Origin of the sequence: Glycomyces arizonensis DSM 44726 (assembly GCF_000482705.1) — a bacterium.
Lineage (GTDB): Bacteria > Actinomycetota > Actinomycetes > Mycobacteriales > Micromonosporaceae > Glycomyces > Glycomyces arizonensis.
In genome coordinates this window covers 36,688-57,771 of record NZ_AXWO01000027.1, presented here as the reverse complement: position 1 = coordinate 57,771, position 21,084 = coordinate 36,688, and the positions used below count along the sequence as shown (strand labels likewise).

The window sequence follows — 21,084 nt, the reverse complement described above, 5'->3', positions numbered from 1 at the left end:
GCCTCCTACGGTTCGCTGCGGGCCGATGCGGCGGCCGCTGCCGTCTCGGTCTCGCCTGCGGTCTCGGGGCGGGGGCCGACGCTGACGGCCAGCAGGCCGAAACCGGTGGCGATGGCGAAACCGGGGACGGCGACACCGGAGTCGTTGACGGCGAAGCCGATGACGGCGACGGCCAACAGCCCGACCACGGCCGCTTCGGTCGCGGCCGACCGGACCGGCGATCGGCGCCGCCAGATCAGCCACCCACCGATGACGGCGGCGACGACGAGGTAGGTCAGCGGGGTGCCGATGGAGCTGATCGCCGCGTCGGCCTTGCGCAGCAGGACACTCCCGGCGCTGCCTTCGAGGACGGCGCCGACGAACCGGCCCAGGTGCGTCTGGTCGGCCTCGGGCCGCAGGTAGTCCAAGATCCCCGCGAGCGCGAACACGCCCGCCGCGCACCCGGCGGCCAAAGCGAGCGCCCCGATCGACAGCCGCCGCCCCCACAGGCTCAGACACGTCAAGACGAGCGCGGCGACGATGGTGAGCGTGCCGCCGACGTCGCTGCCGAACGTCGGGGCGCCGATCACGACCGTGGCCGCGACGCCGATGGCCACCGGCCCGATGTAGCGGGCCCGCCCCCGCCAGGGGGTGAAGGCGATGATGAGGATGACCGCGGCGGCGAACACGGCGAAGGCGTAGTTCCCGAGCCCGGCGAAGCGGGCCCCGACCTGCGCGGTGTACCCCAGCGGCGTGTGCAGCGGCCAGGTGGCGCCGATGAACTGGTCGATGGCGATCAACAGCGCGGTCACTACCGCGATCATGAGCGCGCCGCGCCGCCCTGCGCGCAGCCCCGGCAGCCACGCCGCGGCCGTCAACACCGCGACACCGGCGGCGATGATGAGCCAGAAGGCGACCTCCGGGTGCCCGGCGCGCCACCACGGCGGGATACCGGCCGCGACACCGGCCACCGGTATCGCCGAGACGGCCAGGCACACGGTGCGGGCCGCCCTGCGCCACCGGTCGGTCCCGGTCAGGAGCCACACGGCGGCCGCGACCGCACCGATCCCGGCCACGGCGAGCGTGCCGTAGAACTTCCAGCCGACCTCGTCCACCGCGGCCGACGCCCGCGTCTCGTCGACACCGTCCGCCACGGCGGCGGCAGAAGTGTGGTCCGGGTCGGGATCGACCGTGGCCGGGCGCCCGGACATGGCCGCCGGGACGTCGGCGCCGACGACGTCGAGCGCGGTCGGGGCGAGGTCGACCAGTTGGACGTACCCCTCGCGGCCGGTCGTCGCCGACGACAGCGAACCGGGCTCGATGCCGTACCCGGTGTAGATGAGGGGGTGGAGCGAGGAGGGCGCGGCCGAGTCGGCGATCCCGGCGACCATGAGCCGCCACCGCTCGGGCAGGGCGGCGGCGACGTCGGTGACCGCGGCGTCGGCCTCGGCGGCGGCGGCGACACGGACCGGGTCCGGCTCGGCCTCTTCCCCGGGTTCGCCGGCCTCGTCGGTGGGGACGTCGGCGTCGTCTTGACCGAGCGCGTCGTAGTCGGTGGTGGTGTCGGCGTCGATCGCGGCGTCGTCGCCGACGATGACGCCGGGGTCGACGATGACGATGTCGCAGGCGGCCATCGCATCGGGCAGGTCGTCCAACCCCGAGCCCCAGAACGCGAGCTGCCCGTCGGGGTCGGCGGCCGCCAGGGCGGCGCCGGCGCCGATCCCGGCCACGCACAGCCCGTCGCGGACCTCGACCGGCTCCTCACCGGCCGCCGCGGCCGCCTCGGCCGCGGCCTCCTGCTCGGCCGCCAGGCCCGCGACCGCCTCGGCGAGGGCCCCGAGCCGGGCCCCGTAGTTGTAGGCGGCGTTGGCCTCCGCAAGAGCGTCGAAGTGCGGCACGGCCCATTCGCCGCCTCTCGACACGGGACTGGGGATGCGCGACTGGGCCATGCACTGGGCGTCGCGGGGCGCGGCCCCCCCGGCGCGCTCACCGGCGCCCAAGCTCGCCCATCCGGCCTCGGCGCACGTCCACGACCCGATCGTGCGCACGCTCATCGACGCGGACGCTCCGGCCCCGGCCAGGTCCCACAGCGTCGGCGTCTCCGAAGGGGTGATGTCCGACCAGGTCAGGCCGGGCACACCGACGATGACGACACCGCCGGGGCCGTCAGCGGGCGCCGGGTCGTCCTGCGCCAGCGCCGGCGAGGCGACCGTCACGGCGGCCAGCAGCGCCGCGAAGAGGGCCGCGGCCCCCCGCGTCCACCATGTGCGGCCCCGCACCGGGCCCTGCGCCGCCGAAATCATCCTCACAGTCTATTGGGTGCCCGCCCGGCCCAGGGCCCGTCCCCGACCGCGGCGGGCGTATCTCACCCCGCGCCTCCCCCGCGCTGTCACCGCCGCCGGTTAGGCTGGCCGCATGCGCACCATCGCCACCGCCAACGTCAACGGCATCCGCGCCGCAGCGAAGAAAGGCCTGGTCACGTGGCTGTCTGATACTGACGCCGACGTCGTGCTCCTCCAGGAGGTCCGCGCCACCGCCGGCCAGGTGCCGGCCGCGGTCACCGACCTGCCCGGCTGGCACCACCTGTGGGCCCCGGCCGAGAACGACGGCGCCAAAGGCCGCGCGGGCGTGGCGATCCTCACCCGCACCGAGCCCGGCGCGCGGCGCATCGGGTTCGGCTCGGCCGAGTTCGACACCTGCGGGCGCTACGCCGAGGTCGACCTGCCCGGCCTGACCGTCGGCAGCCTCTACCTGCCCTCCGGCGAGACCGGCACCCCGAAGCAGGACGAGAAGGAGCGGTTCATGGCCGCCTTCGCCGACTACCTCACCCACGCCGCCAAACGATCCGCCGAAGAGGGCCGCGAACTCCTCGTCGGCGGCGACTTCAACATCGCCCACACGCAGAATGACTTGAAGAACTGGCGCGGCAACAAGCACAGCGCCGGATTCCTGCCCAACGAGCGGGCCTGGCTGAGCGACCTGTACGACCAGCGCGGCTTCGTCGACATCGTCCGATCCCTCCATCCGGGCGTCGAGGGCCCCTATTCGTGGTGGTCCTACCGGGGCCGCGCGTTCGACAACGACACCGGCTGGCGCATCGACCTCCAGATCGCCACGCCCGGCCTCGCCGCGGCCGCCCGAGGAGCCAGGGTCGACCGCGCGCCCTCTCACGACCAGCGCTGGTCCGACCACGCCCCGGTGGTCTGCGCCTACGACCACTGACCCGCCCTGGCAGGCCGGCGACCATACGGGCACCATTGACCGTTGTGAGCCTCATCGACTACCTGCCCGGCACCGACCGGCCCGAACCCGACGACGTCTACACCGCCTTCGCCACGTGGGCCGCAGACGAGGGCATCGACCTGTACGACCACCAGGAGGAGGCCCTGCTGGCGATCTGCTCGGGCGCCAACGTCATCGTGAACACCCCCACCGGGTCGGGCAAGTCGCTCATCGCCGCCGCCGCGCACTTCAACGCCCTCGCCAACCAGCGCACCTCGTTCTACACCGCGCCGATCAAAGCGCTCGTGTCCGAGAAGTTCTTCGAACTGTGCGCCCAGTTCGGCACCGACAACGTCGGCATGCTCACCGGCGACGCCTCGGTCAACCCCGACGCGCCCCTGATCTGCTGCACCGCCGAAATCCTCGCCAACCTCGCACTGCGCGAAGGTCCCGGCCTGGACTGCGACTCGGTCGTGGCCGACGAGTTCCACTTCTACTCAGAGCCCGACCGCGGCTGGGCCTGGCAGGTGCCCCTGCTCGAACTCACCCGCGCCCAGTTCACCCTCATGTCCGCGACCTTGGGCGACACCACGTTCTTCGAGGCGGATCTGACCCGCCGCACCGGCCGCGAGACGGCCCTGGTCGCCGGCGCCACCCGCCCGGTCCCCCTCGACTACGAATACCGCAAGACCCCCCTGCACGAGACGGTCGAGAACCTGGTCAACCACGACCGCGCCCCGGCCTACATCGTCCACTTCACCCAGGCCGCCGCCTTGGAGACCGCCCAGGCGCTCGCGAGCCTCAAACTGGCCGACAAGGACGCCAAGGCCGCCATCGGCGCCGCGCTGGGCGGGTTCCGCTTCACCACGAAGTTCGGCCAGACTCTCGCCCGGCTCGTCCGCTCCGGCATCGGCGTCCACCACGCCGGGATGCTCCCCAAATACCGGCGCCTGGTCGAACGCCTCGCCCAGCAGGGCCTGCTCACCGTCATCTGCGGCACCGACACGCTCGGCGTCGGCATCAACGTCCCCATCCGCACCGTCGTCTTCACCGGCCTGGCCAAATACGACGGCCGCCGCACCCGCCGCCTGCGGGCCCGCGAGTTCCACCAGATCGCCGGCCGGGCCGGCCGGGCCGGGTTCGACACCGAGGGCTTCGTCGTCTGCCAGGCCCCCGAGCACGTCATCGAGAACACCAAAGCCGAGGCCAAGTTCGGCCTCGACCCGAAAAAACGCAAGAAGATGGCGAAGAAGAAACCCCCCGAAGGGTTCGTCGGCTGGACCGAGGAGACCTTCACGAATCTCGCCGAGGCCGAACCGGAGCCGCTGACCAGCCGCATGCGCATGAGCCACGCCATGCTCGTCAACATGCTCGCCAGGCCGGGGGGCGCCTTCGACCACGTCCGCCACCTCATCGAGGACTCCCACGCCGACCGGCCCGCGCAACTGCGCATGGCCCGCACCGCGCTCACGATCGCCCGGACCCTGCGCGATGCGGGCATCATCGTCATCGACGGCAAGGACGTGCAGCTCACCGTCGACCTGCCCGACCATTTCGCGCTCAACCAGCCGCTCGCCCCCTTCGCTCTGGCCGCGCTCGACCTGCTCGATCCCGAGAGCGAGGACTACCCCATGGAGGTCGTCTCCGTCGTCGAGGCCACCTTGGAAGGCCCCGGGCAGATCCTGGCCGCCCAGCGCAACAAGGCCAAAGGCGAGGCGATCGAGGCGATGAAGGCCGACGGCGTCGACTACTTCGACCGGATGAACCGCCTCGACGACGACGAGATCGACTACCCCAAGCCGCTCGCCGAACTGCTCGAAGAGGCCTTCGACGTCTACAAGACCAGCCACCCGTGGGCCGCGGACTACCAGCTGGAACCCAAGTCGATCCTGCGGGAGATCTGGGAGCAGCACATGAGCTTCGGGGAGTACATCGGCGTCTACAGCCTCCCCAGGGCCGAGGGCCTGCTGCTGCGCTACCTCTCCAGCGCCTACAAGGCCCTCATCCAGACCCTCCCCGAGGGCGCGGGCGGGCCCGAACTGGACGATTTGACCACGTGGCTGGGCGAGACGATCCGCCAGACCGACTCCTCGCTGATCAACGAATGGGAGCAGCTGACGGCCCCGGCCGACGACGAGGGCCCGATCGACGTCGGCCGCCCGGCCAGGGCGTTCACCGACAACGAGCGGGCGTTCACGATCGCCGTGCGCAACCAGGTGTTCCGGCACGTCGAACTGGCCGCCACCGACCGGCCCGCCGCCCTGGCGGCCTTGGAGACCGGCTGGCCCGAATCGCAATGGGACGCCGCCTTGGAGCGGTACTTCGCCTCCCACGACGACATCGGCACCACCACCAAGGCCCGCTCGGACGAATTCCTCGACATCGAACGCGAGGGCCGCACCTGGCGGGTGCGCCAGACCATCGACGACCCGGCCGGGGACCGCGACTGGGCCATGGTCTTCACCGTCGACCTGGACGCGAGCGACGAGGCCGGGACGGTCGTGGCCACGGTGGAGGACTTCACCGATTAGATCGGTGGCCACAAGGGAGAAGTGAGGATTGGTAGCATCGCCCGATGCCCCGCCTGATCCCCCACGATGCCCTCCAGACGCCTTCGATGCGACCCCGGTGGGTGGCGGCCGTCGCCCTCGCCTGCGCGCTCACCGCCTGGCATCCCATTTGGGGCGACGCCTACGACCTACTCCGCGGGACTGTCGTGCCGCCCACCGGCGAGGTCTTCGCATGGGACGGCAGTGACCTTGCGGCCGCACCGGCGGCCGACGCGACGGGACTGCTCGACGGTATCGACGACCCGGCCACCGTCCAGGCCCGCACGCTCGCCGTCCCCGCCAAGGAGATCACGCTCGAACTGGTGTGGGAGGCGGCGCTGACGATCAGCGAGGTCCGCCTGGAGACCTACACCGACGCCTTCGGCGCCGGCCAGCGCCTCGGCATCGCCGCCGAGGCCACCACCGCCGCGGGGATCAACTGCCTCAACGCCCGCCTGACCAGCCCGGCAGGCACCACGCTCCTGCAATCCTGCACCCGGGCCGACCAGCACGCACCGGTCGACATGGACGAATTCCTCGGCAAGGAATCCGACGACGACTGGAGCCCCGACAAGCTGTTCGTCACCCAGACCGCCAACCTCGACCCGGTCGACTATGCCGCCGCCACCCAGGTCGACTACTACGGTTTCGGCGTCAACCTCGGCGACTCGTACGATTCAGGCGTGTGGGGACCGAACTGGTCCTGGCCGATGATGGGCGAGAACTACCAGCACTGCGAGGATCTCGACCTGAAACTCAGGATCGACGACCTCCACCTGACCGACCGGTACGACGACCCTGCCGCACACCGACGCGAACAGGCGACCGTCTACAGCGCGGTCTCCGCCTTCCCCAGCGAAGACCGCCTGCTCACACCGGCCTGCGTCCCGGTCCTCGACCGAGGCAGCATGAACCCGCAGACCTTCCACCGCTTCGCCGCCGAACCGTTCCAGAAGGACACCACCACGCCACTGGCCGGCTGGATCCGCTACAACGCCGTAACCCCCGACCCGCGAGCCATGCGCACCGCCGTGGTCGTCGACGTCCGCTCCTGCGACACGGCCGCCGAGCACTGCACCGCCGACCACGAGATCAGCGAACACTCCAGCAACGACGGGCCGGGCAGCGATTGGATGCAGGACTTGCTCGGCGTCGACTGCATCAGCGCCATCGGCGGCGACCCGTGCCCCGGCCTCGGCCCAGGCGACTGACACAATCGTCCCGTGCTCACCGAACCCGCCTGCTCCCCCGTCGGCACCCCCATCGAGTGGGAAGCGCTGCAACACAACACCGTCAACGAGGCCACCGGCGGCATCTGGCGCGTCACCGGCCCCGGCGGCACCGCCATCCTCAAACACGCCACCCCCGGCAGCGGCGGGCCCGGCCGGTGGGCCGCCAGCGACGACCCGCACCACTGGAACTACTGGAAACGCGAATACCTCGCCTACACCACCGGCGCCGCGGCCCGCTACGGCGAGGGCACGGCCTTGAGCGCGCCCCAGCTCCTGGCCGCCGCCGAGCGCCCCGACGGGTCGGCCGAGCTGTGGCTCGAAGACGTCCAGGGCACCGCCGCCGACCGCTGGGACACCGGGCAGTTCACGCACTTCGCCCGCCAGCTCGGCGCCGCCCAGGCCCGGCACGTCACCGGCTCCGAGCAGGCCTGGCATTCGCGGACCTGGCTGCGCCAGTATTCGGGCCGCAATGCCTTCGCGGACATCGACTGGGACCACCCGACCGCCGCCCGCCACTGGCCCGGCGACCTCCGGGCGGGCTTGCGCGCCATCTGGGAGCGCCGCGGCGAACTGTTCGACCGGGCCGAGGCGCTGCCGCAGACGCTGTGCCATCTGGACGTGTGGCCGATGAACCTGACGTGCCGCGGCACCGACCCGGTCCTGCTCGACTGGGCGTTCCTGGGGCGCGGCGCGGTCGGCGAGGACATCGCCAATCTCATCGCCGACACCTTCCTCGACGGCCTCCAACCGGTCGCGCTGTTGGCCGAGACCGAGCAGGCGGTCACCGACGCCTACCGCGCCGGGCTCACCGACGCCGGATACAGCGGTGAGCGTCTCGCCGAGGCGATCGCGGTCACCGGCGCGGCCAAGTACGCTTGGCTCGCCCCGACGGTGCTCGGCCGGCTCACCGCGGGCAAGCCGCTGGACGAGAGCACCTACGAGGCCGAGGTCGGCTCCGGCGACGACGCGGTCCTGGAGCGCGGCCGCCCGATCTTCGCGATGTTCGTCCGCTGGGCGCATCGCGCCTTCGGTGCTTGATTCGACGCTTGAGAGGAGCCGGTCGTGCCCGTGCGGGTCACCGACGACATCGCCATCCCCGACAGCGAACTGACCTGGCGGTTCTCGCGTTCGTCGGGGCCGGGCGGCCAGGGGGTCAACACCACCGATTCGCGCGTCGAGCTCGTCTTCGACGTGGCCGCGAGCAAGGCGATCCCCGAGCCGCTGGTGCAGCGGGCACTGAGCCGCCTGTCGGGCCGCCTGGTCGATGGGACGGTCACGATCACCGCCTCGCAGTTCCGCTCGCAGCTGCGCAACCGCCAGGCCGCGGCCGAGCGGCTCGGTGAGCTGCTGCGCCGTTCGATCGCCGCGCCGCCCCCGGCCCGCAAGGCCACCAAGCCGTCGAAGGGCGCCAAGCGTCGGCGTCTGGAGGCGAAGCGGCGCCGCGGCGAGGTCAAGCGGCTGCGCCGCGACACCGGCGACTTACGGTTCGGGCAGGGGCTCGCCGAAGTCGGGGGTGCCGTCGCTCTTCCAGCCGAACGGCTGGAGGCGGCAGTGCCGGTCGGGGTTGTCCAGGGGGTCGCCTTCGATCTCGGGGTAGGCGCGGGCGTGGTAGACCAGCACGTCGCGGCCGTGTTCGTCGACGGTGAACGCGTTGTGGCCGGGCCCGAAGATGCTGTTCGCCTCGCTGGTGGTGAAGACCGGCTCGTCGTGTTTGGTCCACGAGCCGGGATCGAGGAGGTCGGCTGCGGCGCCCGCGGTGAGCAGGCCGACGCAGTATTCGGCGCCGGTGCCCGAGGCGGAGTAGGTGATGAAGACCCGGCCGCCCCGGATCAGGGCGTAGGGGCCTTCGTTGACGGCGAAGCGGATCCGCTCCCAGTCCCGGTCCGGGCGGGAGATCTCGACGGGGGTGCCGGTGATGGTCCACGGGTTCGCCAGTTCGGCGAGGTAGAGGCTGGTGTTGGTTTCGGGTAGCTCGGGGTTGTGCTGGGCCCAGCACAGGTAGCGCCGGCCCGCGCAGGCGAACGTGGTGGCGTCCAGGGAGAACGAGTCGATCGGGGTGGCGATCTGGCCCTGCTCGGTCCAGGTGCCTTCGAGCGGGTTCGGGCTGGGGTTGGCCAGGACGTACATGCGGATGCGCCAGACGTCGGCGGTCGCGTCCCCGGCGTCGCCGGCGGCGAAGTAGACGTACCAGGCGCCGTCGATCCAGTGCAGTTCGGGCGCCCAGATGTGCGAGCCCATCGGGCCGCTCTCGTGGGCGGTCCAGATCGTCACCTCGTCGGCGTCGGGCAGGCCTGCGAGGGTGTCGGCGCCGCGCAGCACGATCCGGTCGAAGGCCGGGACGGTGCCGGTGAAGTAGTAGCGCCCGCCCGGGCCTCGGGTGATCTGGGGATCGGCGCGCTCGGTGATGAACGGGTTCGGAAACACCGGTACGTTATCGTTCACATCTCTGGTGGTCATCACACTGCCCCAATCTGCTCCAAAAGGAACACCCTACAGCTCGACCCGCATCGCCCCAGCAGGCTCGACCTCCGCCGCACCCGCCGTCTGCGACGCCAACCACCCCGCCAGCACCTCGACATCGGCGCACGCCACATCGAAGACCACCACCGGACCGAACTCCACCGCGAGCAACCGCACATCCTCCCGCAGCCGCAACAGCCCCTCCAGACTCCCCGCCCGGTCATAGTCCAGACGCACCCGCAGCCGCGGCCACACCGCCACCACGACCGTCCCCGCCGCCTCGACCGCCCGCGACACCGCCGAACCATACGCGCGCACCAAACCGCCGGTCCCCAGCTTCACCCCGCCGAAATACCGCGTCACCACCGCCAGCACCTCACTCAGGCCACGCCCCCGCAGCACCTCCAGCATCGGCGCCCCCGCCGTCCCCGCCGGCTCACCGTCATCGGACGACCGCTCCACCGCGCCGCCATCGAGCACATACGCCGTGCAGTTGTGCGACGCGTCCCAACACCGCCGCCGATGCGCCTCGATCCGCTCCCGCGCCTCGCCCTCACCGGCCACCCGATACACCGTGCACACGAACCGGGACCGGTTCACCACCGTCTCGACCGTGCACTCGGCCACCGCGATCCCACGCATCAGCCGACGACGCCGTGCTCCCACGCCCAGATCGCGATCTCCGTGCGATTGCGCGCCCCCAACTTCATCCGCACCGCCTCCAGATGCGTCTTCACCGTCGAGACCGACACGAACAGCGCCCCCGCGATCTCGGCATTGGTGCGACCCCGCGCCACATGCTCCACCACATCCAGCTCCCGCTCGGTCAACACCTCATCGGCCCGAGGCCCCCGCACCACCGGCTCGGTCAACCGCTCCAACAGCCGCACCGTCACCGACGGCGACACCAGCGACTCCCCGCCCGCGGCCGCCCGCACCGCCTCCACCAGCAGCGTCGGACCCGAATCCTTCAACAAGAACCCCGTCGCCCCCGACCGCAGCGCCCCGTACACGTACTCGTCGGTATCGAACGTGGTCACCACCACGATCCTGGGGCCGGGCCCGTTCGCCAGCAGCGTCCGCGTCGCCTCCAGGCCGTCCAGGCGCGGCATCCGGATGTCGAACAGACACACATCGGGCCGATGCCGCCGCGCCTGGGCCACCGCCTCGACGCCGTCGGCGGCATCGGCCACCACCTCCATGTCGCTCTGCGCGTCGATGATCGCCCGGAAACCGGCCCGGACCATCTCCTGATCGTCGGCGATGAGCACTCGGATTGTCACACCAGCAGACTAGCGGCCCGCGCCCACGAGCTCCAGCTCGCCGGTGTTCCCCATGTCGAACGCCGCCACGGTCTCCACCGCGGCCGTGCCCACGGCGATCGCACCGGTGTCCACCTCGGCACCCGCATTCGCAGCGGCCGCCGAAGCCACCGACTCACGGTGCCGCACGATCAAGGTCACCGAGACCATGACCAGCCACGACACCTCGAGCATGATCAGGCCCCAGTCAGCACCCAGGATGGCCGAAGCGAGCAGAATCACACCGCCCGAAGCGACGATGAGCAGCGACACCGGCTGCGTGGCCGTGATGCGCCGCGTCTGGATGAGCAGGTAGTTGGCAATGCACAGCAGCGCCCCGAAAATCTGGAGCGCCATGCGCAGGTCGAAGTCCGGCATCGACAGATTCCTTCTGTATCGCAGGTAGATGGCATGAACGCACGCCGAAACAGCCGCATCGCCGCGGCGCGCGAAAAAGAGAGAGCAGTGAAAGAGGGGGTGGCGGGGAGACCGACTACACAGCCGCGGTCTTCACACTCGGACGACTCCGAGCCGTCACCACGGCCCTCGCCCCGCGAAGCACCCTGGTCTGGAGCGACCCACAAGCACACCGCGTCCACATCGTGACACCCGACGGTGTCGGATGCACCGAGACGGTCGTCACCGGATCGTCATCGGGCCAACCACAAAACGGGCAGCACAGCATGAGCCATTCCTCCTCACAGGATGTCTGGAAACATGAGATCGGTACGGGTCGACGCCCGCCCTCATCGAATGTAAGACCTCATTCCCCCGCCTCACAACACACCGGCAGCCTGAGTTTGCGAAACTCACTGTGAAGCGAAAGCTTAACCATCAAAGGAGGCCCACCCAGTGATCGATCTGCGCCGACTGCACGTACTGCGCGCCATCGCCCACCACGGCACCGTCTCCGCCGCCGCCAAATCCCTCCACATGTCCACCTCAGCCGCCTCCCAGCAGATCCGCCTCCTCTCCAAAGAACTCGGCGTCCCCCTCCTCGAACCCCACGGCCGCAGAGTCCGCCTCTCCTCCGCCGCCCACATCCTCCTCGCCCACATCGACGCCATCGAAGCCATGTGGCGCCTCGCCGAAGCCGAACTCCAAGCCACCGAAGGCGAACCCTCCGGCCTCATGCGCCTGTGCGGCTTCCCCACCGCCATCGCCACCCTCCTCGCCCCCCTCGTCGACCGCGCCCGCACCCACTACCCCGCCCTCGAACTGCGCCTCAGAGAAGCCGAAGCCTCCGAAAGCTTCGACCTCCTCTTCGCCGGCGAAGCCGACCTCGCCCTCGTCGAAGCCACCCCCGACAACCCCCCGCCCGAAGACATCCGCTTCGACTCCCAAACCGTCTTCAACGACCCCTTCGACCTCGTCATCCCCACCGGCCACCACCTCACCGACACCCCCGCCATCGACCTGCGCTCACTCGAACGCGAACCCTGGGTCCTCGGCGTCCCCGGCTCCATCCACCGCCGCCACGTCCTCACCGCCTGCTCCAACGCCGGATTCCGCCCCACCGTCATCGGCGAAGCCCGCGAATGGAACGTCATCGCCATCATGGTCGCCCACCACCTCGGCGTCGCCCTCGTCCCCCGCCTCGTCGACCTCCCACCCCACCTCGACCTCACCCGCATCCCCGTCTCCGGACCCTTCACCCCCTTCCGCCACTTCCGCGCCGTCACCCTCCGCGGCGCCGCCCGCCGCCCCGCCGTCGCCGCCGTCATGCAACTGCTCGACGAACTCGTCCGCGAAGCCGAAGGCATCGCCCCCGCCGACGAACCCCACACCACCTGAGCTCGCGAACCGCACAGCAACACCCCCGAACTCCGCTAGTCTGACGCCATGCTCGAGACCGACACCGGCGCGCGCCCCACCACCGCCCCCCTCCACCTCCGCGTCCGCGGCGGCGTCACCCTCTCCGGCTCCATCGACGTCAAAACCTCCAAGAACGCCGGCGTCGCCCTCCTATGCGCCAGCCTCCTCAACAAAGGCACCACCACCCTGCGCCGCGTCGCCCGCATCGAAGAAGTCACCCGCATCCTCCGCGTCCTCTCCAGCATGGGCGTCCGCTACCGCTGGCTCGGCCCCGACGGCGACCTCGAAATCACCCCACCCGACCACCTCGACCTCTCCCGCATCGACGCCGACGCCGCCAGGCGCACCCGATCCATCATCATGTTCCTCGGACCACTCCTGCACGACCACTCCGACTTCGAACTGCCCTTCGCCGGCGGCTGCGAACTCGGCGACCGCACCGTCGAACCCCACATGGTCGCCCTCCGACGCTTCGGCCTCACCGTCGAAACCTCACACGGCTGCTACCACGCCTCAGTCAAAGAACACATCGAACCACCCCGCTCCATCGTCCTGACCGAACGCGGCGACACCGTCACCGAAAACGCCATCATGGCCGCCGCCCGACACCCCGTCCCCACCACCATCCGCAACGCCTCATGCAACTACATGGTCCAAGACCTCTGCTTCTACCTCGAACGACTCGGCGTCCGCATCGACGGCCTCGGCACCACCACCATCACCGTCCACGGCCGCGAGACCATCGACGTCGACATCGACTACGCCCCCTCCGAAGACCCCATCGAAGCCTGGAGCCTCATCGCCGCCGGCATCGTCACCGAATCCGAGATCACCGTCCGCCGCGTCCCCATCGAATTCGTCGAAATCGAACTCGCCCTCGCCGAAGAGATGGGCCTGCGCCACACCTGCGGCACCGAATACCTCGCCGCCAACGGCCGCACCCGCCTGCTCGACCTCACCGTCCACCCCTCCGAACTCCACGCCCCCATCGACAAGATCCACCCCATGCCCTTCCCCGGCCTCAACATCGACAACCTCCCCTTCTTCGCCCTCATCGCCTCCTGCGCCGAAGGCTCCACCCTCATCCACGACTGGGTCTACGAGAACCGCGCCATCTACCTCACCGAACTCAACCGACTCGGCGGCCGCGTCCGCCTCCTCGACCCCCACAGGATCTATGTGGACGGACCCATCCGCTGGTCCGGCACCGAAGTCGTCTGCCCGCCCGCCCTGCGCCCCGCCGTCGTCCTCCTGCTCGCCATGCTCGCCGCCAAAGGCACCTCCGTCCTGCGCCACGTCAACGTCATCCACCGCGGCTACGAACGACTCACCGAACGACTCAAGAAGCTCGGCGCCGAGATCGACGTCTTCTGGAGCGACTGACCGAGCACCCGTATGTGACACTGCTGCATATGGAAATCGCGCCCAACGTCCCCCCGCACGCCTACGCGCTGTTGAGCCTCATGCGCAGCCACCTGGGCCACCTCGAAAAGGACGACGCCCAGCCGCTGGCCACCCCGCAATGGACCGCCGCGGTGCAGACGGCCCGGACGGTCGCGGGCATCAAATACCCCGGCGAAGCCGTCGAGACCGACGACATCACCATGATCATCGGCACCGGCGCACCCGAACGCCGCCGCCACCTGTACTCCTCGATGCCCTGCACCCCGACCGTCGCCGCCCTCGCCGACGAATCCGAGGTCGCCCTCTTCACCTACAACCGGCGCGGCCGCATCCAAGCGGCGAACCGGACCGCCACCGCCCTCCAGACCCGCGCCTGGTACCCGCCGGCCAAGGCCATCGCCCCCATGCGCCTGATCGGCGACGAGGTGTGGGAACCGGTCGTCCAGGCCACCGGCGAGACCGGCCGCCCCGGCGTCTTCGAGGCCGCCGCGGGCTGGCTCGTCCTCCTCGTCTTCCTGCTCTTCCTGGCCGGAGCCACCTACCTGGCCCTGTGGTACTTCGACATCATCTGAGCCGTTGTCTTCCGGTGAGCGCGCGGGCGCAGCCCGCGCTCCTTTCTTCTGGATCAGGGTCGGCCGGGACTGGCGAAGCGGTGTTCTACCTCGGAGTCGATATATATCTTAAGTGCCAGTGGTGCTGTTCGGTTCCGGCGCAAGGTGTCGCGTTACGATCGGTCGGCGGACGTCGGTAAAGACACCGTGTGTCTTGGGGTCGATATATATCGTTGAATCTGCGATGATGTGGGCATGCTGAAGATGGCCATACTCGGATTCCTGCGGGACTTCCCGCTCCACGGCTACGACCTCAAGAACCGGGTCGCCGCGCTGGCCGGGCACGTCCGGCCCATCGCCGACGGCACGCTCTACCCCACCATCAAGAAGCTCGAAGAGGCCGGCTGCCTCACCAGGCGCACCGCGCCCGGCTCGGTGGCCGCGCCCCGCCACATGCTCGAGATCACCCAGGAGGGCACCGACCAGCTGCGCCGGTGGCTGCGGAGCCCCGAACCGGTCTTCATCACCGACGACAACAAGTGGTACGTGCTCCTGGCGTTCCTCCACCACCTCGACAACCCGCGCGAGCAGTCGATCGTGCTCGCCCGCAGGCGCGAATTCCTCGACCAGCCCGCGCAGCTGTTCTTCGACGAGCAGGGGCGGCCCGTGCCGCCCGACCGGCTCGAATCACCGTTCCGCAAGGGCCTCATGCAGATCCACCGCTCGGTCAACCTGACCGAGATCGACTGGCTCGACGGCCAGATCGCCGAGCTCGACCGCCGCGCCGGGTACACGGCGGCCACCGCCCGCGAGGCGTGACCGGCGCCGGTCAGCCGAGGATGGTGGCCAGCAGCACGAAGAAGACCACGAACAGGACCACCACGGCCGCGCCGGTCACCAGCACCGCCGGCTCCTGATGCAGCGGGCGCTTGCCGGCCATCTGCTGCTGCGGCTGGGGCTGTCCCATCGGCTGCTGCGAGACCGGGTGGTGCATGACGGGGTTCTGCGGCGGCAGCATCTGCGGCGCCTGCACCGGCGGGCGCGGCGGCGCCGAGACCATGCCGCCCGAAGGCGAGACCGGGCCGCCCGAGGTCGGGCCGGTCGGCGGCAGCTCGGACGGGGCCGGGCCGGTCGAGGCGCGCACGGCGCCCTCGACGACGACGGTCTCGGGCTGCTCGAACGTCTGCGGCGGCACCCCCAGCTTGGTGTGGATGAGCTGGGAGATCATCGGGATGCGCGAGGAGCCGCCCACGAGGAAGATGCCCACCAGGTCGGCCGGGTTCAGCCGCGCGGCGCTGACGGCCTTCTGCAGGCAGTCGACGGTGCGCTCCAGCGGCGGGCGCGCGATGTCCTCGAACTCGGCCCGCGTCAGGTGCGCGTCGACTTCCAGCGCGGGCAGGTGGATGTCGGCGCTCGCGGTGCGCGAGAGCGTCTCCTTGGCGCCGCGGACGTCCTCATAGAGCATTCTGCGGTAGCGGCGGTCGCGGTCGTCCGCGGGGCTCAGCAGCCGCCGCCAGTCCTCGGGGTGGGAGGTGCCGTAGGTCTTGCCGAGGTGCTCGACGATCCCGTGGTCGAAGTCGAGGCCGCCGACGTCGCCGACGCCCTCCTCGGCGAGCACTTCGAAGCCGGTCTGGGTGCGGCGCACCACGGTCGCGTCGAAGGTGCCGCCGCCGAGGTCGTAGATCGCCAGGCTGCGCCCGGGCGGGACGGCGGTGCCGAGCACGGAGGTGAAGTAGGACGCCGCCGCGACCGGCTCGGGGATGAGCTGCGGCGCGGGCAGTCCGGCCAGGCGGGCCGCGTCGACCAGGATCGAGCGGCGCCGCTCGCCCCACCGGGCGGGGTGGGTCAGGCGGACCTGGCCGGGCATCTGGCCGGCCTGCCGCTGGGCTTCCAGGGCGACCTGCTGGAGGACGTAGGCGAAGACCTGGGGCACCGGGATCTCGGAGGTGCCCAGGAACACCGAGCCGTCGTCGATGCGGCGCTTCGGGTTCGGCTCGAAGCGGGACGGGTCCATGCGGGCGTTGCGCTCGGCGTCGCGTCCGACGAGCATGCGGCCGTCGGAGTTGTAGTAGACCGCCGAGGGCAGGATCGGCGCGCCGTCGAACAGCAGCGGGCGGACTCGGCCGTCGGCCGAGCGCAGCACGGCGACGGTGTTCGAGGTTCCGAAATCGATTCCAAGCACGTGCATGTGAGAACTCCTTGTCTGCCCACACCATACTGGGCGTGCCCACCCCGGCTGTGACCCTGGTGGCGTTCGGCCGGGCCTCGGCGAGCGTTTGCGCCGCATTGGCACCATGGGTGCCGGTACGCCGCCGATCGCGGCCGCTCACAGCGATGCGGCTCCGTCGCGTCCACTGCCGCCGGTCCGATGCCGCGGCATGGCGGGCGGGGGCGGTGCTGCGGTGGACGGTGCGACGCCGCACATCGCCGTGGCGGAATTGTGACGGTGTTGTGTCACACTTCAAGGGGATGGCCGTGGCATCCGAAGTCCCGCCGCGTCACACTTGGGGGTCGACGTCGGGAAACATTCGGCCAGGCCGCGGCGTTGAGAACAGTGGGAACTCCGCAATTCGGCGTGATCGGCGGAGGCGCCGGCCTCGGCCAGGCGTTGTTCAGGGCAAGTGCTCGAGAAAGTGCAGGGGAACATGGGCGACAGAATGCTGAGGGGCTCTCGTCTCGGCGCCGTCAGCTACGAATCCGACCGGAACACGGAGCTGGCCCCGCGCCAGACCCGCGATTACGTGTGCCCGCAGGGCCACCGCTTCGAGGTGCCCTTCGCCGTCGAGGCCGAGATCCCGCTGACGTGGGAGTGCCGTCTCGACGGGTCCACGGCCAAGCTCGTCGACGGCGAGGAGCCGGAGACGAAGAAGACGAAGCCGCCGCGCACGCACTGGGACATGCTGCTGGAGCGCCGCTCGATGGAAGAGCTCGAGGACATCCTCGACGAGCGACTCCAGGAGATGCGGGCCCGGCGCGGCGAGCGCTAGCGCGAATCGCTTCGACACGGGAGACAGGCTCGCACGCCTCCTTGAACCAGGGGCCTGCGAGCCTTATTCATGCCATCAGTTGCGGCGTTTCAGCCGTTTTGCTCTGTCTGCGGGCTCCGGTCATTCGATGGGCCGGGGCCCGCCGCCGCGCCCGGGGTCCGGTTTCGGGTCGGCGTCGCGCTCGTCGAGGACCTCCCCCTCGATGACGTCGCCGCCGCCCCCGAACCGCATGGTCGGCGTCCTGGCGGCGAGGTAGCGGCCCAGGCCGCGGAACAGCAGCCGCGTGGGCGGGAAGAGCAGCAGCAGGCCGAGCAGGTCGGTCACGAAGCCGGGAATGCACAGGCACACCGCTCCGGCCACCGCGTAGCCGTTCGGCGTCTCGCGCGTGGGGTCGCCGCCGGAGTTGAGGTAGTCGCGCGCGGCCCGGAAGGACTTGGCGCCGACCCGCCAGATGAGCGCCGCGCCGAGGAGGCTGGTGCCGAAGAAGATCAGCAGCGTGTAGACGACGCCGACGAGGTAGGCCAGGCCGATGAACGCCGCGGCCTCGGCGACGATCCAGACCGCCAGAGCGACCCGGAGGGGATAGGGGGCCCTGGCGGGCGCGTTCGGCTCTCGGCGTTGCGTCACGCCTCAATCCTGCCACGCCTGAACGCGTTCCGCAGTTGCCGCGACCGGTGTGCCATGCCCCAGCGGGTCACATTGCGCAGCGCCTCAACGGTGATCGACCGGTTCATTTTGGAGGCCCCGGCGCGCCGCTCGGTGAAGGTGATGGGGACCTCGGTGATCGTGAAACCGGCCTTGACCGCCCGCCAGGTCAGGTCGATCTGGAAGCAGTAGCCCACCGAGGTGACCGTGCCCAGGTCGAGCTTGCCGAGCGCGTCCAGGCGGTAGGCGCGGTAGCCGGCGGTGACGTCCTGGACGGCGAGGCCGAGCATGAAGCGGGTGTACATGCCCGCGCCGCGCGAGAGCGCCAGGCGGTGGAAGGGCCAGTTGCGGACCTTCCCGCCCGGGACGTAGCGCGAGCCGATGGCCACCTCGGCGCCTTCGAGGGCGCCGAGGAGGCGCGGCAGGTCGACCGGGTCGTGGGAGCCGTCGGCGTCCATCTCGACGACGGCCCGGTAGCCGCGCTCGGCGGCCCAGGCGAACGCGGCGAGGTAGGCCGCGCCCAGGCCGCGCTTGTCGGGCCGGTGGAGGACGCGGACGCGGTCGTCGCCTTCGGCGAGGGCGTCGGCGATCGCGCCGGTGCCGTCGGGCGAGTTGTCGTCGACGATGAGGAGGTCGGCGTCCGGGCACGAGCGGCGGGCGGCCGCGACGGTGTGCTCGAGGTTGTCGCGCTCGTTGAAGGTGGGGATGGCGACGAGCGCCGGGCCGGTCGCGAAGGAACCTGGCCGGTCCGGTGGAGTGCTCATGATCGTGCTTTCTCTGCTGGGTCTACGGCTCGCGGGCGTCGTGGGACGCCCCGACCCGGCGGTGCCGGATGTTGAGCGCGACCGCGGCGGCCAGGGCGGCCAGCGCGGCAGTGGTGAGGACCACTTCGGGCAGGATACCGGCCCGCGTGGCCGGAGTGGACTCCGCCGACCGCGTGAGTTCTTTCTGGATCACGGCGGCGGTGTTGAACTCGGTGGCCTCGGAGACCGCTCCAGTGTGGTCGGTGAAGGCGGAGATGCCGACGGTGGAGGCCATCAGGCCGTCGCGGCCGTGCTCGATCGAGCGCAGCCGGACCATGGCCAGCTGCTGGCCGGCCTCCTTGTAGTCGAAGGTCGCGTTGTTGGTCTGGACGGCGAGGAGCTCGGCGCCGTCGCGGACGGAGTCGGCGGTCTCGGCGTCGAAGGCGATCTCGAAGCAGATCAGGCCCGAGAGCGTGAGGTCCCCGGCGGGGACGACGCCCGGCTCGGTGCCGGCCTGGAAGCCGGCCACGGAGTCGATGCCCTCGGCCATGCGCGGGTCGATCCACCCGGCGACGGTGCGGAAGAAGTCCTTGTAAGGCACGTATTCGGCGAACGGCACGGGGTGGCGCTTGGCGTACATGAAGACCGGGCCGTCGTCGGGCTCCCACACGATCACCATGTTGTAGCGGGTGCCGTCCTCCTCGTGGACGATGCCGCCCAGGACGATGGGCGCGCCGACCGCGGCGGCGGCCTCGCTGATGAGGCTGTAGGCGTCGGCGTTGTGGAGCGGGTCGATGTCGGAGGCGTTCTCGGGCCACACGACGATGTCGGGGCGCTCGGCCCGGCCTTCGTTGACGGCGTCGGCGAGTTCGATGGTGGCCTGGACGTGGTTGTCGAGGACGGCGCGGCGCTGCGCGTTGAAGTCCAGGCCGAGGCGCGGCACGTTGCCTTGGACGACGGCGACGTTGACCGTCGGCCCGTCCGGGGCGGTCGAATCGATCGGGAGGGCGGCCGGGGCGATGGTGGCCACGGCCGCGGCGGCGACGAACGCGGCGCTCTTGCGCCAGTCGGGACGGCGCCACAGGGCTGTAAGGAGGAAGCCGCCGGTGAGGGCGACGACGAAGGAGACCAGGGGCGCGCCGCCGAGCCAGGCGGCGGCCGCGGCGGGCGAGTCGGCCTGGCTGAAGGCCAGGCGTCCCCACGGGAAGCCGTCGAAGGGCTGGCGGGAGCGCAGGGCCTCCTGGGCGACCCAGGCGACGCCGGTCAGCGGCGCCCAGGCCCAGCGGTGGCGGTCGATCAGGCGCGAGCAGACGGCGAGTCCGGCGCCGAGGACGCCGGTGCCGAGCGCTTCGAGCGCGGACAGGAACAGCCAGGGCCACTGGCCGACCTGCGTCGAGGACCAGGCCAGCAGCGGCAGGAAGAACGCCATGCCGTAGACGAAACCGATGCCCAGGCCGCCGCGCGGGCGGCGGCGGTGGACGGCCGCGCCGAGCCCGGCGACGGAGACGGCGGCCGCCGGCCACCATCCGTAGGGCGGGAACGCGAGCACGGCGAGGCCCCCGGCGGCGAGGGCGAGGATCAGCGCGACCGGGAGGGTGAGGCGGCGCCCCAGCGGAGAGTCGGCGAAAAGGGCGAATCTGCGATTTTTGCCCTGTTTTTCGTCGCGTTCGTCGTCCGAGGGCGTCCGCTCCTCCGCTTCGCGGTCGATGACGGTGCTCAAGAGGCGCTCCTTGTCGTGCGGTGCCGTGTCGCGGGCTCGTCGGCCCCCGTGGCGGCACCGGCGGGAGTGTGAGGGCACTGCCGTGAGGGGGTCGCTCAAGCGTACCTGTGGGCACGGCAAAGGGGCGTAGCTGTGTCCGGCTACGCCCCTCGCACGGGTTTCTCCCAGTCCCTGTACGGCCGGTGTCCCCTGCCGCGTCGGCTGGTGATCTTCGGACCAACTGGCAGCCCCCTGGCTGAGCGGCTGCGAGCTGTTGTCTAGGGATCACCTACGTCTGCTGCGGGTCCACCACCGGCGACCGGCTCGCCTTCCTCCGCCGACCCCCGCGATCTGGACCTGGCCGCCGACGGCAATGCGGCCGCGTCGCCGTCTTGTCCAGTCTGCGTGGGAGCAAAGCAAGTCGAGTCGCCCCCGACGTTCGGCGAGCTTCCCGTTTCCGGTCGTTCGCCGAGGACCAGACCACCGTAAGCCAATCA

Annotated in this window: 17 protein-coding genes and 2 pseudogenes; 10 read left to right on the top strand and 9 right to left on the bottom strand. The window is 70.8% G+C overall.

Going from position 1 to position 21,084, the window contains the following annotated elements; all coding sequences use genetic code 11:
- Window positions 1–5: 5 nt before the first annotated feature.
- Window positions 6–2,282 carry a hypothetical protein gene (locus H613_RS0116785; protein WP_156926085.1) on the bottom strand — a complete coding sequence of 759 codons (2,277 nt, stop codon included), beginning with the start codon at window positions 2,280–2,282 and terminating at the stop codon, window positions 6–8.
- Between the two features lie 112 nt (window positions 2,283–2,394).
- On the opposite strand from H613_RS0116785, the gene H613_RS0116780 reads away from it, so the two are divergent.
- From H613_RS0116780 to arfB, 5 genes and pseudogenes are all read left to right on the top strand, one after another.
- The gene (locus tag H613_RS0116780) at window positions 2,395–3,201 is read left to right on the top strand and encodes an exodeoxyribonuclease III (protein ID WP_026924713.1); all 807 of its coding nucleotides are present in this window, start codon (window positions 2,395–2,397) and stop codon (window positions 3,199–3,201) included.
- A 44-nt stretch (window positions 3,202–3,245) separates the two neighbouring features.
- Window positions 3,246–5,732, top strand: a complete 2,487-nt coding sequence (locus H613_RS0116775) for a DEAD/DEAH box helicase (protein ID WP_026924712.1) — start codon at window positions 3,246–3,248, stop codon at window positions 5,730–5,732.
- Between the two features lie 44 nt (window positions 5,733–5,776).
- Entirely contained in the window at window positions 5,777–6,961 is a 1,185-nt protein-coding gene (locus H613_RS0116770) for a hypothetical protein (RefSeq protein ID WP_156926084.1), read from the top strand.
- Between the two features lie 12 nt (window positions 6,962–6,973).
- Window positions 6,974–8,020 (top strand): protein kinase family protein, encoded by a 1,047-nt coding sequence (locus tag H613_RS27220; RefSeq protein WP_051393465.1) that lies wholly within the window; start codon window positions 6,974–6,976, stop codon window positions 8,018–8,020.
- Window positions 8,021–8,044: 24 nt separating this feature from the next.
- Window positions 8,045–8,461, top strand: a pseudogene (gene arfB, locus H613_RS31765) (alternative ribosome rescue aminoacyl-tRNA hydrolase ArfB); the annotation flags it as partial.
- On the opposite strand, the gene H613_RS31760 reads toward arfB, so the two are convergent.
- Genes H613_RS31760 through H613_RS0116745 form a run of 4 tightly spaced genes read right to left on the bottom strand, consistent with a single transcriptional unit; the run spans window position 8,462 to window position 11,121 of the window.
- On the bottom strand, window positions 8,462–9,424 hold the full coding sequence (locus H613_RS31760; protein WP_211234859.1) for a glycoside hydrolase family 43 protein: 963 nt from the start codon (window positions 9,422–9,424) through the stop codon (window positions 8,462–8,464).
- A 48-nt stretch (window positions 9,425–9,472) separates the two neighbouring features.
- The gene (locus H613_RS32430) at window positions 9,473–10,084 is read right to left on the bottom strand and encodes an IMPACT family protein (RefSeq protein WP_035738392.1); all 612 of its coding nucleotides are present in this window, start codon (window positions 10,082–10,084) and stop codon (window positions 9,473–9,475) included.
- Complete coding sequence (locus tag H613_RS0116750) at window positions 10,084–10,725, bottom strand: response regulator (RefSeq protein WP_026924709.1); 642 nt, start codon at window positions 10,723–10,725, stop codon at window positions 10,084–10,086. The genes H613_RS32430 and H613_RS0116750 overlap by 1 nt, the downstream gene beginning before the upstream one ends.
- Window positions 10,726–10,734: 9 nt before the next feature.
- Complete coding sequence (locus H613_RS0116745; protein WP_026924708.1) at window positions 10,735–11,121, bottom strand: CBU_0592 family membrane protein; 387 nt, start codon at window positions 11,119–11,121, stop codon at window positions 10,735–10,737.
- A 474-nt stretch (window positions 11,122–11,595) separates the two neighbouring features.
- Between H613_RS0116745 and H613_RS0116740 the strand changes: the two genes are divergently transcribed.
- From H613_RS0116740 to H613_RS0116725, 4 genes and pseudogenes are all read left to right on the top strand, one after another.
- Window positions 11,596–12,537 carry a LysR family transcriptional regulator gene (locus H613_RS0116740; protein WP_026924707.1) on the top strand — a complete coding sequence of 314 codons (942 nt, stop codon included), beginning with the start codon at window positions 11,596–11,598 and terminating at the stop codon, window positions 12,535–12,537.
- An 87-nt stretch (window positions 12,538–12,624) separates the two neighbouring features.
- Window positions 12,625–13,941: pseudogene (locus tag H613_RS27210) on the top strand (UDP-N-acetylglucosamine 1-carboxyvinyltransferase); the annotation flags it as partial.
- Window positions 13,942–13,970: 29 nt separating this feature from the next.
- Window positions 13,971–14,534, top strand: coding sequence for a hypothetical protein (locus H613_RS0116730; protein WP_026924706.1), 564 nt, complete (start codon window positions 13,971–13,973; stop codon window positions 14,532–14,534).
- A 234-nt stretch (window positions 14,535–14,768) separates the two neighbouring features.
- Window positions 14,769–15,332: a PadR family transcriptional regulator gene (locus H613_RS0116725; RefSeq protein ID WP_026924705.1), complete on the top strand. Its 564-nt coding sequence runs from the start codon at window positions 14,769–14,771 to the stop codon at window positions 15,330–15,332.
- A gap of 10 nt (window positions 15,333–15,342) precedes the next feature.
- Here H613_RS0116725 and H613_RS27205 read toward each other — a convergent pair whose 3' ends face one another.
- A complete protein-coding gene (locus H613_RS27205; protein ID WP_051393463.1) occupies window positions 15,343–16,701 on the bottom strand; it encodes an Hsp70 family protein in 1,359 nt (452 codons plus the stop codon).
- A 457-nt stretch (window positions 16,702–17,158) separates the two neighbouring features.
- On the opposite strand from H613_RS27205, the gene H613_RS0116715 reads away from it, so the two are divergent.
- The gene (locus tag H613_RS0116715; RefSeq protein WP_026924704.1) at window positions 17,159–17,500 is read left to right on the top strand and encodes an RNA polymerase-binding protein RbpA; all 342 of its coding nucleotides are present in this window, start codon (window positions 17,159–17,161) and stop codon (window positions 17,498–17,500) included.
- A 120-nt stretch (window positions 17,501–17,620) separates the two neighbouring features.
- On the opposite strand, the gene H613_RS29410 is transcribed toward H613_RS0116715, so the two are convergent.
- The 3 genes from H613_RS29410 to lnt are packed head-to-tail and all read right to left on the bottom strand — an operon-like array spanning window position 17,621 to window position 20,608.
- Window positions 17,621–18,127: an FxsA family protein gene (locus H613_RS29410; RefSeq protein ID WP_051393462.1), complete on the bottom strand. Its 507-nt coding sequence runs from the start codon at window positions 18,125–18,127 to the stop codon at window positions 17,621–17,623.
- Window positions 18,124–18,909: a polyprenol monophosphomannose synthase gene (locus tag H613_RS0116705; protein WP_026924703.1), complete on the bottom strand. Its 786-nt coding sequence runs from the start codon at window positions 18,907–18,909 to the stop codon at window positions 18,124–18,126. The genes H613_RS29410 and H613_RS0116705 overlap by 4 nt, the downstream gene beginning before the upstream one ends.
- Window positions 18,910–18,931: 22 nt before the next feature.
- Window positions 18,932–20,608, bottom strand: a complete 1,677-nt coding sequence (gene lnt / locus H613_RS0116700; RefSeq protein ID WP_211234858.1) for an apolipoprotein N-acyltransferase — start codon at window positions 20,606–20,608, stop codon at window positions 18,932–18,934.
- Between the last annotated feature and the right edge of the window lie 476 nt (window positions 20,609–21,084).

Excerpts from the sequence above, each read along its gene's own strand:
- H613_RS0116785 (WP_156926085.1), bottom strand. The coding sequence starts at position 2,282 with ATGATTTCGGCGGCGCAGGGCCCGGTGCGGGGCCGCACATGGTGGACG.
- H613_RS0116780 (WP_026924713.1), top strand. The coding sequence starts at position 2,395 with ATGCGCACCATCGCCACCGCCAACGTCAACGGCATCCGCGCCGCAGCG.
- H613_RS0116770 (WP_156926084.1), top strand. The coding sequence starts at position 5,777 with ATGCCCCGCCTGATCCCCCACGATGCCCTCCAGACGCCTTCGATGCGA.
- H613_RS32430 (WP_035738392.1), bottom strand. The coding sequence starts at position 10,084 with ATGCGTGGGATCGCGGTGGCCGAGTGCACGGTCGAGACGGTGGTGAAC.
- H613_RS0116745 (WP_026924708.1), bottom strand. The coding sequence starts at position 11,121 with ATGCCGGACTTCGACCTGCGCATGGCGCTCCAGATTTTCGGGGCGCTG.
- H613_RS0116730 (WP_026924706.1), top strand. The coding sequence starts at position 13,971 with ATGGAAATCGCGCCCAACGTCCCCCCGCACGCCTACGCGCTGTTGAGC.
- H613_RS0116725 (WP_026924705.1), top strand. The coding sequence starts at position 14,769 with ATGCTGAAGATGGCCATACTCGGATTCCTGCGGGACTTCCCGCTCCAC.
- H613_RS27205 (WP_051393463.1), bottom strand. The coding sequence starts at position 16,701 with ATGCACGTGCTTGGAATCGATTTCGGAACCTCGAACACCGTCGCCGTG.
- H613_RS0116715 (WP_026924704.1), top strand. The coding sequence starts at position 17,159 with ATGGGCGACAGAATGCTGAGGGGCTCTCGTCTCGGCGCCGTCAGCTAC.
- H613_RS0116705 (WP_026924703.1), bottom strand. The coding sequence starts at position 18,909 with ATGAGCACTCCACCGGACCGGCCAGGTTCCTTCGCGACCGGCCCGGCG.